General features: G+C 65.9%; 11 protein-coding genes and 1 pseudogene. 9 read left to right on the forward strand and 3 right to left on the reverse strand.

The genetic code is table 11. The features are described from left to right. The 6 genes and pseudogenes from mmsA to alr form a co-directional block, all read left to right on the forward strand. Positions 1-1,084, forward strand: a 1,084-nt coding sequence (gene mmsA, locus ACQKJZ_RS13310; RefSeq protein WP_427731494.1) for a CoA-acylating methylmalonate-semialdehyde dehydrogenase, incomplete at its 5' end; no start/stop codon positions are given. Between the two features lie 128 nt (positions 1,085-1,212). Beyond that, on the forward strand, positions 1,213-2,355 hold the full coding sequence (locus ACQKJZ_RS13315; RefSeq protein WP_427731495.1) for an acyl-CoA dehydrogenase family protein: 1,143 nt from the start codon (positions 1,213-1,215) through the stop codon (positions 2,353-2,355). Between the two features lie 116 nt (positions 2,356-2,471). After that, a complete protein-coding gene (locus ACQKJZ_RS13320) occupies positions 2,472-3,521 on the forward strand; it encodes an enoyl-CoA hydratase/isomerase family protein (RefSeq protein WP_427731496.1) in 1,050 nt (349 codons plus the stop codon). A gap of 13 nt (positions 3,522-3,534) precedes the next feature. Beyond that, positions 3,535-4,311, forward strand: a complete 777-nt coding sequence (locus tag ACQKJZ_RS13325; protein WP_427731497.1) for an enoyl-CoA hydratase — start codon at positions 3,535-3,537, stop codon at positions 4,309-4,311. Between the two features lie 130 nt (positions 4,312-4,441). Beyond that, positions 4,442-5,332 (forward strand): annotated as a pseudogene (gene mmsB / locus ACQKJZ_RS13330) (3-hydroxyisobutyrate dehydrogenase); the annotation flags it as partial. A 199-nt stretch (positions 5,333-5,531) separates the two neighbouring features. Further along, positions 5,532-6,560 carry an alanine racemase gene (gene alr / locus ACQKJZ_RS13335; RefSeq protein WP_427731498.1) on the forward strand — a complete coding sequence of 343 codons (1,029 nt, stop codon included), beginning with the start codon at positions 5,532-5,534 and terminating at the stop codon, positions 6,558-6,560. A 51-nt stretch (positions 6,561-6,611) separates the two neighbouring features. Here the strand turns inward: alr and ACQKJZ_RS13340 are convergent, their stop codons facing one another. From ACQKJZ_RS13340 to ACQKJZ_RS13350, 3 genes are all read right to left on the reverse strand, one after another. Beyond that, complete coding sequence (locus ACQKJZ_RS13340) at positions 6,612-9,797, reverse strand: TonB-dependent receptor domain-containing protein (RefSeq protein ID WP_427731499.1); 3,186 nt, start codon at positions 9,795-9,797, stop codon at positions 6,612-6,614. A 188-nt stretch (positions 9,798-9,985) separates the two neighbouring features. Further along, a complete protein-coding gene (locus tag ACQKJZ_RS13345) occupies positions 9,986-11,158 on the reverse strand; it encodes an acetyl-CoA C-acetyltransferase (RefSeq protein WP_427731500.1) in 1,173 nt (390 codons plus the stop codon). Positions 11,159-11,181: 23 nt separating this feature from the next. Then, complete coding sequence (locus tag ACQKJZ_RS13350; RefSeq protein ID WP_427731501.1) at positions 11,182-12,240, reverse strand: alpha/beta fold hydrolase; 1,059 nt, start codon at positions 12,238-12,240, stop codon at positions 11,182-11,184. A gap of 40 nt (positions 12,241-12,280) precedes the next feature. On the opposite strand from ACQKJZ_RS13350, the gene phaR reads away from it, so the two are divergent. From phaR to hslU, 3 genes are all read left to right on the forward strand, one after another. After that, a complete protein-coding gene (gene phaR, locus ACQKJZ_RS13355; protein WP_427731502.1) occupies positions 12,281-12,838 on the forward strand; it encodes a polyhydroxyalkanoate synthesis repressor PhaR in 558 nt (185 codons plus the stop codon). 359 nt (positions 12,839-13,197) lie between these two features. Next, complete coding sequence (gene hslV, locus ACQKJZ_RS13360; RefSeq protein ID WP_427731503.1) at positions 13,198-13,740, forward strand: ATP-dependent protease subunit HslV; 543 nt, start codon at positions 13,198-13,200, stop codon at positions 13,738-13,740. A 12-nt stretch (positions 13,741-13,752) separates the two neighbouring features. Further along, positions 13,753-15,051, forward strand: coding sequence for an ATP-dependent protease ATPase subunit HslU (gene hslU, locus ACQKJZ_RS13365; RefSeq protein WP_427731504.1), 1,299 nt, complete (start codon positions 13,753-13,755; stop codon positions 15,049-15,051). Positions 15,052-15,163: the final 112 nt, after the last annotated feature.

Consider the following 15,163-nt stretch of genomic DNA (forward strand, 5'->3'; position numbering starts at 1 on the left):
GGAGGGGGGTTTTTCGAGCTTTTTTTTTTTTTTTTTTTTTTTTTTGATCCCGATGTGGATGTTCGGCGTCGCCATCGCCTGCGGCAATGCCTTCATCCTGAAGCCCTCCGAGCGTGATCCTTCGGTCCCCGTTCGTCTCGCCGAGCTGATGCTGGAGGCCGGCGCACCCGAGGGTATCCTTCAGGTCGTGCATGGTGACAAGGCGATGGTCGATGCGATCCTCGACCATCCCGCGATCAGCGCGGTCAGCTTCGTCGGCTCGTCCGACATCGCGCATTATGTCTATCGGCGCGGGGTCGAGGCGGGCAAGCGCGTCCAGGCGATGGGCGGGGCGAAGAACCACGGCATCGTCATGCCCGACGCCGATCTGGACCAGGTGGTCGCCGACCTGTCGGGCGCGGCCTTCGGCTCGGCGGGCGAGCGGTGCATGGCGCTGCCCGTCGTCGTGCCGGTCGGGGACAAGACGGCGGATGCGCTGCGCGAAAAGCTGATCCCCGCGATCGACGCGCTGCGGGTCGGTGTCTCGACCGATGCGCAGGCGCATTACGGCCCGGTCGTCAATGCGGCGCACAAGAAGCGGGTCGAGGACTGGATCCAGACCGGCGTCGACGAGGGGGCCGAACTGGTCGTCGACGGGCGCGGCTTCCAGTTGCAGGGTTATGAGGAAGGCTTCTTCATTGGCCCGTCGCTGTTCGACCGGGTGACGCCCGCCATGCAGAGCTACAAGGAGGAGATTTTCGGTCCCGTCCTCCAGATCGTCCGTGCCCCTGATTTCGAGACGGCGGTGCGCCTGCCGAGCGAGCATCAGTACGGCAACGGCGTCGCGATCTTCACCCGCAACGGCCACGCCGCGCGCGAGTTCGCCGCGCGCGTCGAGGTGGGCATGGTCGGCATCAACGTGCCGATCCCGGTACCGGTCGCGTATCACACATTCGGCGGCTGGAAGCGCTCGGCGTTCGGCGACGTCAACCAGCACGGCATGGAGGGCGTCCGCTTTTGGACCAAGGTGAAGACGGTGACACAACGATGGCCGGATGGCTCCGCCACGGGTGAGAACGCCTTCGTGATCCCAACGATGGCGTAAAAGCACGCCCCTCCCGCAAGCGGGAGGGGATGGGGGAGGGCAGGGCCACGAGCGATGGTCTCGGTGAGACTCCTTGCCCTCCCCAAACCCCTCCCGCCTGCGGGAGGGGCTTCAGAAGTGGAAGCACAATGACCCAATTCGACCTCACCGACGAACAGCGCGAAATCCAGGAACTGGCGCGCCGCTTCACCGCCGACCGCATCACGCCGTTCGCGGCGGAGTGGGACGAGAAGCACATCTTCCCGCGCGACACGATCAGGCAAGCGGCCGAACTCGGCTTCGCCGCCATCTACGTCTCCGAAGAATCCGGCGGCATCGCGCTCGGGCGGCTGGAGGCGGCGCTGATCATGGAGGCCATGGCCTATGGCTGTCCCTCCACATCCGCCTTCATCTCGATCCACAACATGGCGTCGTGGATGATCGACCGCTTCGGCGACGCGGATGTAAAGGGGCGTTACCTGCCCGACCTCGTCACCATGGATCGCATGGCCAGCTATTGCCTGACCGAGCCGGGCTCGGGCTCCGACGCGGCGGCGCTCAAGACCCGCGCGGTCCTCGAAGGCGACCATTATGTCGTCTCCGGCTCCAAGCAGTTCATCTCGGGCGGCGGCGAGAATGAGGTGTACGTCACCATGGTCCGCACCGGCGAGGACGGCCCGAAGGGCATTTCCTGCCTGGTGATCGACAAGGACACGCCCGGCGTTTCGTTCGGCGCGAACGAGCGCAAGCTGGGCTGGCATTCGCAGCCGACGCGGCAGGTGATGTTCGACAATGTCCGCGTGCCGGTCGCCAACCGGCTGGGTGCGGAGGGCGAGGGGTTCCGCATCGCGATGATGGGGCTGGACGGCGGGCGGCTGAACATCGGCGCCTGCTCGCTGGGCGGCGCGCAGCGTTGCCTGGATGAGTCGGTCGCCTATGTGAAGGACCGCCGCCAGTTCGGCAAGGCGATCGCCGAGTTCCAGAACACGCAGTTTACGCTCGCCGACATGGCGACCGAGCTGGAGGCGGCCCGAGCGCTGCTCTACCTCGCCGCCGCCAAGGTGACGGACGGCGCGCCCGACAAGACCCGCTTCGCCGCCATGGCCAAGCGGCTGGCGACCGACACCGGATCGTCGGTGGTCGACCGCGCGCTGCAGCTGCATGGCGGCTATGGCTATCTGATGGACTATCCGATCGAGCGCTTCTGGCGCGACCTGCGCGTCCATTCGATCCTGGAGGGGACGAACCAGGTGATGCGGATGATCGTCGGTCGGGACCTGTTGAAGAATTGAGCCGTTCCCCGGCGAAGGCCGGGGTCCAGTTTCCAAGCAGCTGGTGGCGCGCCTCATACGTTACCACCACTGGGCCCCGGCCTCCGCCGGGGAACGGGAAGGGGTTAAGGAAAGACATGAGTGAAGACCTGATCGTCACCCGCGAAGGCCCGGTCGGGCAGCTGCGGCTCAATCGGCCCAAGGCGATCCACGCACTGACCCGCGAGATGTGCGAGGGCGTGCTGGACGCGCTGGAGGACTGGCGCGGTGACCTTGGCGTCGAGGCGATCATCATCGACCATGCCGAGGGGCGCGGTTTCTGCGCGGGCGGCGACATCCGCCTGCTGGCGGAAAGCGGCGCGGGTGACGGCGAGGCGGCGCGCGGCTTCTTCCACAGCGAATACCGGATGAACCACCGGCTGTTCACCTATGCCAAGCCGATCGTCGCCTTCATGGACGGAATCACCATGGGCGGCGGCGTCGGCATCTCCGCGCCCGCCCGCTTCCGTGTCGCCACCGAGAACACCCGCTTTGCCATGCCCGAGACCGGGATCGGCCTGTTCCCCGACGTCGGCGGCGGCTGGTATCTCTCGCGTCTGCCGGGGCGGATGGGCGAGTTCCTGGCGCTGACCGGCCACCGGCTCGACGGGGCCGAGGCGCATGCGCTCGGTCTCGCGACCCATTATCTGCCCGCATCCGCGCTGGACGAGGCCAAGGCCGCAATCATCGCCGCGCCACAGGAAATTGCTGCGACGCTCGACCGGCTCTGCACGCCCGCGCCCGAGGCAAAGATCATGGCGCACGCCGCCGACATCGACCGGCTGTTCGCCGCCGACACGCTCGAGGAGATCATCGCCGCGGTGGAGGCCGATGGTGGCGAATGGGCGGCGCAGCAACTCGCCGTGTTGCGCACCAAATCACCCCAGGCCTGCAAGGTCTCGCTGCGTCTGCTCCGCGAGGGCAGGCTGACCACCGACTTCGCCGACGAGATGCGCCGCGAGTACGGCATCGCCTCCCGCGTCGTCCAGCGCCCCGATTTTGTCGAAGGCGTCCGCGCGCTGATCGTCGACAAGGACAATGCACCGCGCTGGGACCCCACGACGCCCGAGGGCGTGACCGACACGATGATCGACCATATCTTCGCCCCCATGCCCGACGGGCAGGGCTGGACACCCGACGACCGCTGAAGAGGACGCCCGCATGACCGACTATAACACCCTCATCGTCGAGCGCCGCGAGGCGGTGACCCTGGTCACGCTCAACCGACCGCACGCGCTGAACGCGCTCAATGCCGAGCTGCTCGCCGAACTGCTCGACGTGATGCGCGCCTACGACGCCGATCCCGAACAGCGCTGCGCCGTCATCACCGGTTCTGCAAAGGCATTCGCGGCGGGCGCGGACATCAAGGAAATGCAGGAGATGGACTTTGCCGCCATGTACGGGCGGGATCACTTCTCCGGCTGGGACGACTTCACCCGCACGCGCAAGCCCATCATCGCGGCGGTCGCGGGCTATGCGCTGGGTGGCGGTTGCGAGCTGGCGATGATGTGCGACTTCATCCTCGCCGCCGACACCGCAAAATTCGGCCAGCCCGAGATCAAGCTGGGCGTGACGCCGGGCATGGGCGGTTCGCAGCGGCTCGCTCATGCGGTCGGCAAGGCCAAGGCGATGGAGATGTGCCTGACCGGCCGGATGATGGACGCCGAGGAAGCCGAGCGTTCCGGCCTCGTCGCGCGCCTCGTCCCCGCCGCCGATCTGATCGAGGAGGCGCTGAAAACCGCTGCGACCATCGCGGGGCTCGCGCCGATCGCGGTCCGTGCGAACAAGGAAATGGTCAACGCCGCCTTCGACATGGGGCTGGCGCAGGGCGTGCAGTTCGAGCGGCGCCTGTTCCACGGCCTGTTCGGCTCGGCCGACCAGAAGGAAGGCATGGCCGCATTCGTGGAAAAGCGCAGCCCCAACTGGACCAACGGCTGATGAGCCTCACGCCCCTCCCGTAAACGGGAGGGGATGGGGGGGCGAGGAGGCTCACCGAGATCATCGCTCGCCGCCTTTCCCTCCCCCGGCCCCTCCCGCCTGCGGGAGGGGAGCAGAAGAAAAAGAAGATCATAGGAGAGCAGAAATGGCACGCATCGCCTTTATCGGCCTGGGCAACATGGGCGGCGGCATGGCCGCCAACCTCGCAAAGGCGGGGCATGACGTCCGTGCCTTCGACCTGTCGGCGGACGCGCTGGCGGCGGCGAAGGCGGCCGGGTGCCTGCCCGTCGAGAGCGCGATCGCGGCGATGGACGGGGTCGAGGCAGTCGTGACCATGCTACCCGCCGGAACCCATGTCGAGCGCGTCTATGCTGACGCCGTGTTCGCCGCCGCGCCGCCGTCCGCCATCCTGATAGACTGCTCCACCATCGACGTCGCCACCGCGCGCCGTGTCGCCGAGGCGGCGGGAGGAAAGGGCATGATGGCGGTCGATGCGCCGGTGTCGGGCGGGATCGCAGCGGCCAAGGCGGGCACGCTGACCTTCATGGTCGGCGGCCCGCAGGACGCGTTCGAGCGCGCCGAGCCGTTCCTGTCCGCCATGGGCCAGGCCGTGATCCACGCCGGGGGCCATGGCGCGGGCCAGGCGGCGAAGATCTGCAACAACATGCTGCTCGGCGCGACGATGGTCGCCACGTGCGAGGCGTTCGTGCTGGCCGAAAAGCTGGGGCTGGAGGCGCAGACCTTTTACGACATCGCCTCGGTCTCGTCGGGGCAGAGCTGGTCGATGACCAAATATTGCCCCGTCCCCGGCGTCGGGCCGGAAACGCCTGCCGATCACGACTATCAGGGCGGCTTCGCGGCGGCGCTGATGCTGAAGGACCTGAAGCTGGCGATGCAGGCCGCGCAGGACGCGGGCGCGAGCACACCAATGGGCGAGCGGGCGGCTGAACTATATGCGGCGTTCGTGGGCGAAGGGCAGCCGCCGGTGGATTTCTCCGGGATCATACGCACCCTGCGATAATCCCTGCCCTCCGTTCCGCCTGAGCGAAGTCGAAGGCCGAGGGAAACCCGATCCACGAAGGGCTGCTTGTGGACCGTGCATGACGTGGCCTTCGACTTCGCTCATGCCTAACGGAGGATCGGGTAAGGGGCGGGAAGTGGCGCGAATAGCCGAACCCGCCTTTTCCCCCTGACCAATGGGGCCTAAAGCCTGGAGGGTGATGGAAATACCCGCCCCCCTCCGCCTGCGCGTCGACCGCGATGCGCTTGTGTCCAACTGGCAGGCGCTCGACCGGATGAGCGGAGCGGCGGCATGTGGCGCGGCGGTCAAGGCGAACGGCTATGGCCTGGGCGCGACGCTGGTCGCCGAGACGCTGGCCAAGGCGGGATGCCGCGACTTCTTCGTCGCCAACTGGGCCGAGGCGCAGGCGCTGGCGCCGTTGGGCGTCACCCTATCGGTCCTGCACGGCCTGCGCGCCGAGGACCTGCCCGCCGCCAAGGCCGGGTTCGCCCGCCCGGTACTCAATACACCCGAACAGATCGCGCGTTGGCGGGACAGCGGCGGCGGCCTCTGTGACGTGATGGTCGATACCGGGATGAACCGGTTGGGCGTTTCGGTCGAGGCGGTGCGGGGCGGCCTGCTCGATGGACTGTCTGTCGAGACGCTGCACAGTCACCTGGCCTGCGCCGATGAGGACGTCGCGATGAACGCCCGCCAGCAGGCGGCCTTCGCCAGCCTGAAGGGCAAAAGCCCCGCACGCCGCATGAGCCTTGCCAATTCGGCCGGGATCGGGCTGGACACGGCATATCATTTCGACCTGACGCGGCCCGGGCTGGCGCTGTACGGCGGAACGCCGCGCGCGAACATGGCGGACGATCTCCGCCAAGTCGCCTGGCCGGAGGCCCAGATCCTGCAACGCCGCCGCGTCACCGCCGGCGAAACGGTCGGATACAACGCCACCTGGACCGCGCCGGCCGATACCGAGGTGGCGATCATCAACCTGGGCTATGCCGACGGCTATCGCCGCGCCCTGTCGGGCTTGGGGGCCGCCGTGGTCGATGACGTTATCTTGCCGGTGCTGGGCCGCGTGTCGATGGACCTGATCGCGATCGACGCGACCGCCCGACCGGATCTGGCCGAAGGCGATTGGGTGGCCATGGCCTACGACTTGGCCCAAGCCTCCGCCGCGTGCGGGGTGTCGCAGTATGAGCTACTGACCGGATTGGGCCAGCGGTTCGGACGGGCATAAGAAAGGGGCCTTCCCGAAGGAAGGCCCCGATCAGTTGCCGATCCGACTGGATCAGAAGTTGGCCTTGAACCCGGCATAGAAGAACCGGCCGACATTGTCGTACGGATCGCCCGACGCCGTACCGATCAAATCGTAAGGCGGCTTCACATCGGTGAGGTTGTCCACACCGACATAGAAGCGGAAGCGCTCGGTCGCGTTAAAGCCGACCTGGATCGAGTGGTAGAAGGCCTCGGGATAGTAGACCATCGGGAAGGCATCCGGGTTACGGGGCGGACGGCCATCATAGCCATTCTGCGTTTCCCATTCGGCCGCGATGGTCGACTTGCCTTCGTAACGCAGGCGATACTGAAGATCGAAGGTTTCGAAGTTCAGGTTGCCGACGAACTGACCACGCCATGCGGCATAGCCCAGTTCGCTCTTATACCGATCGCGGAAGCCCGGATCGGCCACGTCGGTGTAGGCATTGTTCTGCGCCACATAGCTGGCGAGAACACGCAGGCTCAGCGTGCCGGTGTCGCTGATCTTGGTACGGTACGACAGGTCCATGTCGATACCCGACGCTTCGAACTTCGCGAAGTTGAAGCCCTGCGAGAAGAAGGCCGGGCCCGTGACCGGGAAGGTCACCGTGCCGCCGCCATGGATCACACCCTGCTGGCCGGCAAAGGTGCCGTTCGGGTTACGGAAGACAGCAGCGCAATACTGGTTGTTGATGCCGCTGGGATTGTCATAGCACTGATTGACCAGCGTTTGAGCGCCAAGCGAGAAGATCGCGTCCTTGATCGTGATGTTGTAATAATCGATCGTGAACGAGAGGCCACGGATAACCTGTGGCTGAATCACCGCGCCGAGCGTGAAGCTGTTGCTCTTCTCGGCATTCAGATTCGGATTGCCACGGTTGAAGCCCGACACACCCGACGTCTGGACGTTGGTGAACGGCTCGGTCGTGCCGTTGAACGTCTGGGTCGTGGGCACACCCGCCGCCGCGCAATTGCGAGCGCGGTTGGGGTTGTTGTTGATGTTGTTCTGGCTGCACGGGTCGGACAGGCCATTGGCGAAGGTCTGGTTGTTCGCCGTGAACAATTCGCCCAGCGACGGAGCGCGGACCGAACGGGCATAGCCGCCACGGAACGTGATGTCGCGGATGGGCGCCCAGATCGCGTTGACGTTGTAGGTCCACGGCGTGCCGGCATTGCCGATGTTATAGTGGGAGACGCGGGCCGCACCGGTCAGGGTCAGTTCGTGGAAGAACGGACGATCGGCAAGCAGTGGTACGCTGATTTCGCCGAACGCTTCCTTGATGTCATACGCCGGCGGCGCGAAGGTCGGGATGGCGTTCAGGAACGTCGCGCCGCTCGCGGTCAGGTCGTCATACTTCGAGAATGCCGTCTCACGACGATATTCACCGCCCAGCGAGAAGGTGACATCGCCGCCCGGCAGGCGGAACAGCTTGCCGTTGACGAAGCCGACGAGATCGAACTGCTCGGCCTTCTGCTTGCGCGTAGAGGTAACCGAGAAATAGTTTAGTGCAGCCTGGCTGACCTGGCCTTGGCCGAACAGGTTGACGGGGACGCAGGCAGCGTCATCGTTGGCAGTCGAGGCATCGGCGTTGATACCGCAGACGATCTGACCCGCGGCATTGCGCACGGCGTTGATCGAGTTGTTGTACTTCTGCGTTACGTAATTGCCGGCCGTACGGTAGAAGGTGTCAAGACGCCCATAGTTGGCCGACACTTCATAATGCCAACCTTGCGCGAAATCGCCTTCGACGCCGCCCACGATGCGGAACGTCTCACGGGTATGGTTTTCACCACGTCCGCCGAAATCGACGTTGAAGCGTTGCGCCGTGAAGCTCGTCGCTCCCGGGGCCAGCGCCTGTTGGAGCGTCGACCGCGCCTGATCGGTCAGGTAAGGATTGTTGATGCTGAAGGTGTTGTTGGCGAAGGTCGGCTGGCCCTCCTGCAGCGACTTGATCCGCACATACTTGGCTTCGACGAACGGCTTGAAGGCGTCCGAGATGTCGAAATGCGCCAGAATATTGCCCGAGGCACGCTCCATGCGCGGCTGCAACATGCCCAGCAAACGCAGTGTCGAGCCGCGGCCGCCAACGCAGTTGGTCGACGCCGGACGCAGGTCGGTGATGCAGTTGTTCGCCGTCAGCGTGCCGTCCGGGTTGAACGCAAAGGTCCGGCCATATTGCGACAGCGCATTCGAGCTGCCGACGTTGGCAATGCCGGTGCAGGTGAAAGCGCGACGGGCCGCGAAGGCAGCTGCGGACTCGCCCGTGGCAGCCGTCACGGGGCAGGCCGAGGCGAACATGCCGCCTTCCGAGATATTACCGTTGCGGATATTACGCAGGAAATTGGTATCAGGGATGCCATCACCGGTCGAAGGCTCTCCACCCGGGCGAATCACGCCGCCATTCGGGTTGAGCTGCGGGCCCGTGTTCTGAACCGCATTGAATTGGTTACGCCCCGAAAACGCACCGGTGATGTCGTCGCGGTCGGTGAAATACACCACGTCCGAGAACGAATATTCGGCCGACGCCGCGATGTTGCCGCGACCTTCGGCGAAATTTTTACCCACGGTCAGTGCGCCGAAATAGGAACCGCGCGTTCCGTACTTCGAAATGCCGCTCTGGCCCGTAGCGCGGATACCCTCGAAATCGCGCTTCAGCACGAAGTTGACGACGCCCGCCATGGCGTCCGAACCGTACACGGCCGAACTGCCGCCGGTGACGACGTCGACGCGCTCCAGCAGGTCGGTCGGGATGGTGTTCGTGTCGATCACGAAGCTGCCCGGCTGCGCGGTCACGTGACGGCGGCCGTTGACGACGACCAGCGTGCGCTGCGTGCCCAGACCGCGAAGGTCGAGCAGGTTCAGGCCGGCGGTGCCGATGAAGCGGGTCGAGTTCGCCTGGCTGTAGGTCGTGCGCAGCGCCGGCAGCTGGTTGAGCGAGTCGCCCAGGTTCAGGTTGCCGGTCGAGGTCAGCAGCTCGGCGGTAACCGAGGTGACGGGTGTTGGCGAATCGAGATTGGGTCGCGCCAAGCGCGAACCGGTGACCACGACGTCGCCGGCGGCCTGGGCGGCGCGCTCCGTGACGTTGGGATCGGTGGCGGCATCCTCTTCCTGTTGGCCCGCCGTGCTGCCCGAATTGGCGGTCTGCGCAAAGACGGAGACCGGCATCAGGATCAGCGTGCTCGCAAGCGCGGACGCTCCGAGCAGGGTACGCATCTTCATTATTAAACCCCCTTGTACGACGGATCATTCGTGTCCGTTCATCCAAGGGAAAGAAATTTCAGGACGGAAAACAAGTGTTCGGTGAAAGGCGCATGAAAATTACGTCACCCTTGTTGCAAGGATGTGACACGTTCGACACATCCCTGCAATTCCACCGCTGATCGCGTAATTTTCAAAAAGTGGCGTGTTTATCGCTCAACACACATGGCGATTCCCATGCCGCCGCCGATGCACAGCGTGGCGAGGCCCTTCTTGGCGTCGCGCTTCTGCATTTCGTAGATCAGAGTCGTAAGGACGCGCGCGCCGCTGGCGCCGATCGGGTGGCCCAGGGCGATGGCGCCGCCGTTGACGTTGACCTTGTCGGGATCGAAGCCCAGCTCCTTGCCGACCGACAGCGCCTGCGCGGCGAAGGCTTCGTTGGCTTCGATCAGGTCGAGGTCGCCGACGGTCCAGCCGGCCTTTTCGAGCGCGCGCTTGGTGGCGGGGACGGGGCCGATGCCCATCACCGACGGATCAACGCCGGCCGAGGCCCAGCTCTTGATCGTGGCGAGCACCGTCGCGCCGCGCTTGTCGGCCTCCTCGCGGCTCATCAGGACCAGCGCGGCGGCGCCGTCGTTCAGGCCCGAGGCGTTGGCGGCGGTGACGGTGCCGTCCTTCTTGAAAGCGGGACGGACGCCCGACACGCTCTCGATGGTCGCGCCGGCGCGGATATATTCGTCGTCAGCGACCACCGTCTCGCCCTTGCGGCCCTTGATGGTGACGGGGGCGATCTCGTCCTTGAAGCGGCCTTCGCCGCGGGCCTTCTCGGCCAGGTTCTGCGAGCGGACGGCGAACTGGTCCTGCTCGTCGCGGGTCACCTGATACTGTTCGGCGAGATTCTCGGCGGTGATGCCCATGTGATAGCCGGCAAAGGCGTCGGTCAGGCCGTCATAAACCATGGTGTCGACCATGGTCAGCGGGCCCATCTTGGTGCCGGCGCGCATCGTCTGTGCATGCGGCGACAGCGACATGGACTCCTGGCCGCCCGCCACCACGATGGTCGCATCGCCATTGGCGATCGCCTGAAGCCCGAGCGCGACGGCGCGCAGGCCCGAGCCGCAGACCTGATTGACGCCGTAAGCGGGCACTTCCTTGGGGATGCCGGCGGCCATCGAGGCCTGACGCGCGGGGTTCTGGCCTTGCGCGGCGGTCAGCACCTGGCCGAGAATGACCTCGGACACGTCCTCGCCCTTGATGCCCGCCTGCTCCAGCGCAGCGGTGATCGCCACCCGGCCGAGTTCGTGCGCAGGCGTGGCGGCGAAGGCGCCGAGGAAGCTGCCCACGGGGGTGCGCTTGGCGGCGGTGATGACGATCTCGGTCATGAAGGCTCCTCTTTGGTTCATGTCTATCTAGGGATTGGGAGGGCGGTGATCCAGTCGGCCAGCGGTTGCCAGAGCTGTCGCTCCGCACGGCCGCCGACGACCATGCCGACATGGCCCGTGCCCCCTTCGCGCCGGTCGGAAAGGCCGATGGCGGTGGCGGCGGGGACGATCCGATCGGCGGTGGCGACGAACTCGACGCTAGGGGCGTCACATTGCGCGGGTGTGACGGTTGCGCCCGCTACCCGCCATTGCCCTTGTCCGGGACGATCCTCGGCGATCAGCGCCTCGAACAGCTCGCGGCCGAAAGCGTGGGGCAGGGGGGCGCCTTGATTGGCCCAATCCTCCAGCCGGACGAAGCGGCGCGCCGCGTCGCTTCGGGGATCGAGTTCGGCGAAGGCGGCGTATTTGGCGATGGTGCGGCCTGGGTCGAGCCGCCAGAAGCCGGCCTGAAGTGCCTCCATGGGAACGAGGCCCAAGGCTTCGGACGTCGGTTTGACCGCCGCCCATTGCGCGGCCATCGCGGCGCGCGCCTCCTCGCCATAGCCGGTGAAATGCCATGGCGTGGCGATCGCGGCCAAGCCTGCGACCCGGCTTCGCGCCGCCGCCGCCATGGCGAGCGTGCCGCCCAGGCAATAGCCGACCAGCACCGGCGGCTCGGCGAAGGTCGCGATCAGCGGCAGCAGGAAGCGCTCAACATGCCCCGCGACATCGATATCGCGATCCTTGGGGCCGGGTGTTCCCCAGTCAATCAGCCAGGGATGCAGGCCCCGTCCCCGCATCCAGCGGATCAACGATCGGTCGCGCGACAGGTCGAGGATCGATGGCGGGTTGATGAGCGAGGGGATGAACAGCACCGGCCGGCCTTCGCACCCGACACCGCCGCCCGCATCGCGCAATCGCACCCGGCCGCGCCGCCGCCGGACGGGCAGGGCGCGCATCGGGCGTTCGCGACGGGCCACCTGATAGCGTCGCAAACCCTCCAGTGCCGCCTGCGCCAGTTCGGGATTTTCCGCAGCCTCGCTGCGCAACATCGCCAGGAACAGCGGCAAGGGGCGCGGACCATGTTGCGATGCGAAATCCATGGCGTTAGGCTACACCAAAATCATAGAAAGGCGGGGGTCCATGAAGAAGCAGGCGGCGGACGGCATCGTGATCGTCAAGAAATACGCGAACCGGCGGCTCTACAACACCGAAACCTCCTCCTACATCACGCTGGACCATCTCGCGGCGATGATCCGCGCGGGCCGCGACTTCAAGGTGGTCGACGCCAAGACCGACGAGGACATCACCCATAATGTCCTGACCCAGATCATCATGGAAGAGGAAAGCCGGGGCGAGACGATGCTGCCCGTGAATTTCCTGCGCCAGCTGATCTCCATGTACGGCGATTCGATGCAGGCGATGGTGCCGGGCTATCTGGAAGCGTCGATGGACAGCTTCCGCCGCAACCAGGAACAGTTCAAGTCGGCGGTCGAGGGCGCGTTCGCCAACACGCCCTTCGCCGACATGGCCAAGCGTAATCTGGCAATGTTCGAGGCGGCGACGCAGGGGTTCAAGCCGGGTGCTGCGGCGCCGGCTTCGGCTCCGGCAACGCCCGCCGCCAGCAAGGACGCCGAAATGGCGGCGCTGAAGGCGGAACTCGCCGCGTTGAAGGACAAGATCGAGAAGCTGGGGGAGTAGGGGCTTTCCGCTGACCCCGACCTCCGTTCAGCCTGAGCGAAGTCGAAGGCCACGCTGAAGCGGCAGATGCCGGGCAACTATCTGTTCCTCCCCTGCAAGGGGAGGGGGACCAGCGCAGCTGGTGGAGGGGTGTAGCCGGTTGCGAGTGCGGCCTACATCTCGGGCCGGGGGACACCCCTCCGTCAGGCCTGCGGCCTGCCACCTCCCCTGCAAGGGGAGGAATAGGTACGTCTGGCCGCAATGGCCGGGCGTGGCCTTCGACTTCGCTCAGGCGGAACGGCGGCGGGGAGTGATCGCCTCCATTGAACCCGCGCATCCCCACCTCCATATCGCCGCGCATGAGCGGGAATGAACACGCCATGCCCACCTGGCATGGCACGACGATATGCTCGGTGCGCCGTGGCGGCCGGGTGGTGATGGCCGGGGACGGTCAGGTTTCGATGGGCCAGACGGTCATGAAGCCCAATGCGCGCAAGGTCCGGCGGCTGGGCGATGGCTCGGTCATCGGCGGCTTTGCGGGCGCGACGGCGGATGCCTTCACCCTGTTCGAGCGGTTGGAGGCCAAGTTGGAGCGGCATAACGGCCAGTTGCTGCGTGCCGCGGTCGAACTCGCCAAGGACTGGCGGACCGACAAGTTCCTGCGCAACCTTGAGGCGATGATGATCGTCGCCGACAAGGACGTGACGCTGATCCTGACCGGCAACGGCGACGTGCTGGAGCCCGAGAACGGCATTTGCGCGATCGGCTCGGGCGGCAATTATGCGCTCGCGGCGGCGCGGGCGCTCGTCGACTATGAACAGGATGCCGAGACGATCGCGCGCAAGGCGATGGCGATCGCCGCCGATGTCTGCGTCTACACCAATGACCGCGTCACGCTCGAAGCCATCGACGGCGCGCAGTAATTTAGGGTTTCCATGAACGACCAGTTGACCCCCAAGGCGATCGTCGCCGCGCTCGACGCGCATATCATCGGTCAGGCCGACGCCAAGCGCGCGGTCGCCGTGGCCATGCGTAACCGCTGGCGCCGCCAGCGGCTGGGCGCGGACCTGCGTGACGAGGTGACGCCGAAGAACATCCTGATGATCGGCCCGACGGGCTGCGGCAAGACAGAGATCAGCCGTCGTCTGGCGAAGCTCGCCGATGCGCCCTTCGTGAAGGTAGAGGCGACCAAGTTCACCGAGGTCGGCTATGTCGGCCGCGACGTCGAACAGATCGCCCGCGACCTGGTCGAGGAGGCGATCCGGCTGGAAAAGGAACGCCGCCGCGTCGCGGTGAAGGACAAGGCCGAAGAGGCGGCGATGAACCGCCTGCTCGACGCGCTGGTCGGCAAGGATTCGAGCCAGGCGACGCGTGAGGCGTTCCGCCAGCGCTTCCGCGACGGCCATCTCGACCAGACCGAGATCGAGATCGAACTGGAACAGGCCCCGGCCATGCCGTTCGAGATTCCCGGTGCCGCGCCGCAGATGATCAACCTGTCGGAGATGATGGGCAAGGCGTTCGGCGGCGGTCCGCCGCTCAAGCGCCGCAAGCTGACCGTGGGGGCCGCCTGGACCAAGCTGGTCGAGGAAGAGGCCGACAAGCGCCTCGACCAGGACGAGGTCAGCCGTGCCGCGCTGGCCGATGCCGAGGCGAACGGGATCGTGTTCCTCGACGAGATCGACAAGATCGCGGTGTCCGACGTGCGCGGCGGCTCGGTCAGTCGTGAGGGGGTGCAGCGTGACCTGCTGCCGCTGATCGAGGGGACGACGGTCGCGACCAAATACGGCCCGATGAAGACCGACCATATCCTGTTCATCGCGAGCGGTGCGTTCCACGTCGCCAAGCCGTCCGACCTGCTGCCCGAGCTTCAGGGCCGCCTGCCGATTCGCGTCGAGTTGAAGGCGTTGACCGAGGGGGATTTCGTCGCGATCCTGTCGGACACCAAGGCGTCGCTGCCCGCGCAGTACAAGGCGCTGATCGGCACCGAGGGCGTCGAGATTTCCTTCACCGAGGACGGCATCGCCGCCATCGCGCGGATCGCGGCCGAGGTGAACGCGCAGGTCGAGAATATCGGCGCGCGGCGGCTTCAGACGGTGATGGAGAAGCTGTTGGAGGATATCAGCTTCGAGGCGGAGGATCGTCCGGGGACGGTGCTGACCGTCGATGCGGCGTATGTCGACAGCCAGTTGGCGGCGGTGGCGCGGAATACGGATTTGAGTCGTTTTGTTTTGTGATCGGGGTGGGGGCTCGGTGAGACACCCGGGCCCTCCCCCATCCCCTCCCGCCTGCGGGAGGGGAGCGGCAAGATCGACCGTTGCGACTTGTTTCCGAAAAAAAAAAAAAAAA

Origin of the sequence: Sphingomonas sp. NPDC019816, assembly GCF_050274375.1 — a bacterium.
Classification (GTDB): Bacteria; Pseudomonadota; Alphaproteobacteria; order Sphingomonadales; family Sphingomonadaceae; genus Sphingomonas.

What these genes read in the sequence shown, in the direction of transcription:
- ACQKJZ_RS13315 (WP_427731495.1), top strand. Translation starts at nt 1,213, where the DNA reads ATGACCCAATTCGACCTCACCGACGAACAGCGCGAAATCCAGGAACTG.
- ACQKJZ_RS13345 (WP_427731500.1), bottom strand. Translation starts at nt 11,158, where the DNA reads ATGACCGAGATCGTCATCACCGCCGCCAAGCGCACCCCCGTGGGCAGC.
- hslV (WP_427731503.1), top strand. Translation starts at nt 13,198, where the DNA reads ATGCCCACCTGGCATGGCACGACGATATGCTCGGTGCGCCGTGGCGGC.
- ACQKJZ_RS13350 (WP_427731501.1), bottom strand. Translation starts at nt 12,240, where the DNA reads ATGGATTTCGCATCGCAACATGGTCCGCGCCCCTTGCCGCTGTTCCTG.
- phaR (WP_427731502.1), top strand. Translation starts at nt 12,281, where the DNA reads ATGAAGAAGCAGGCGGCGGACGGCATCGTGATCGTCAAGAAATACGCG.
- hslU (WP_427731504.1), top strand. Translation starts at nt 13,753, where the DNA reads ATGAACGACCAGTTGACCCCCAAGGCGATCGTCGCCGCGCTCGACGCG.
- ACQKJZ_RS13325 (WP_427731497.1), top strand. Translation starts at nt 3,535, where the DNA reads ATGACCGACTATAACACCCTCATCGTCGAGCGCCGCGAGGCGGTGACC.
- ACQKJZ_RS13340 (WP_427731499.1), bottom strand. Translation starts at nt 9,797, where the DNA reads ATGAAGATGCGTACCCTGCTCGGAGCGTCCGCGCTTGCGAGCACGCTG.
- ACQKJZ_RS13320 (WP_427731496.1), top strand. Translation starts at nt 2,472, where the DNA reads ATGAGTGAAGACCTGATCGTCACCCGCGAAGGCCCGGTCGGGCAGCTG.
- alr (WP_427731498.1), top strand. Translation starts at nt 5,532, where the DNA reads ATGGAAATACCCGCCCCCCTCCGCCTGCGCGTCGACCGCGATGCGCTT.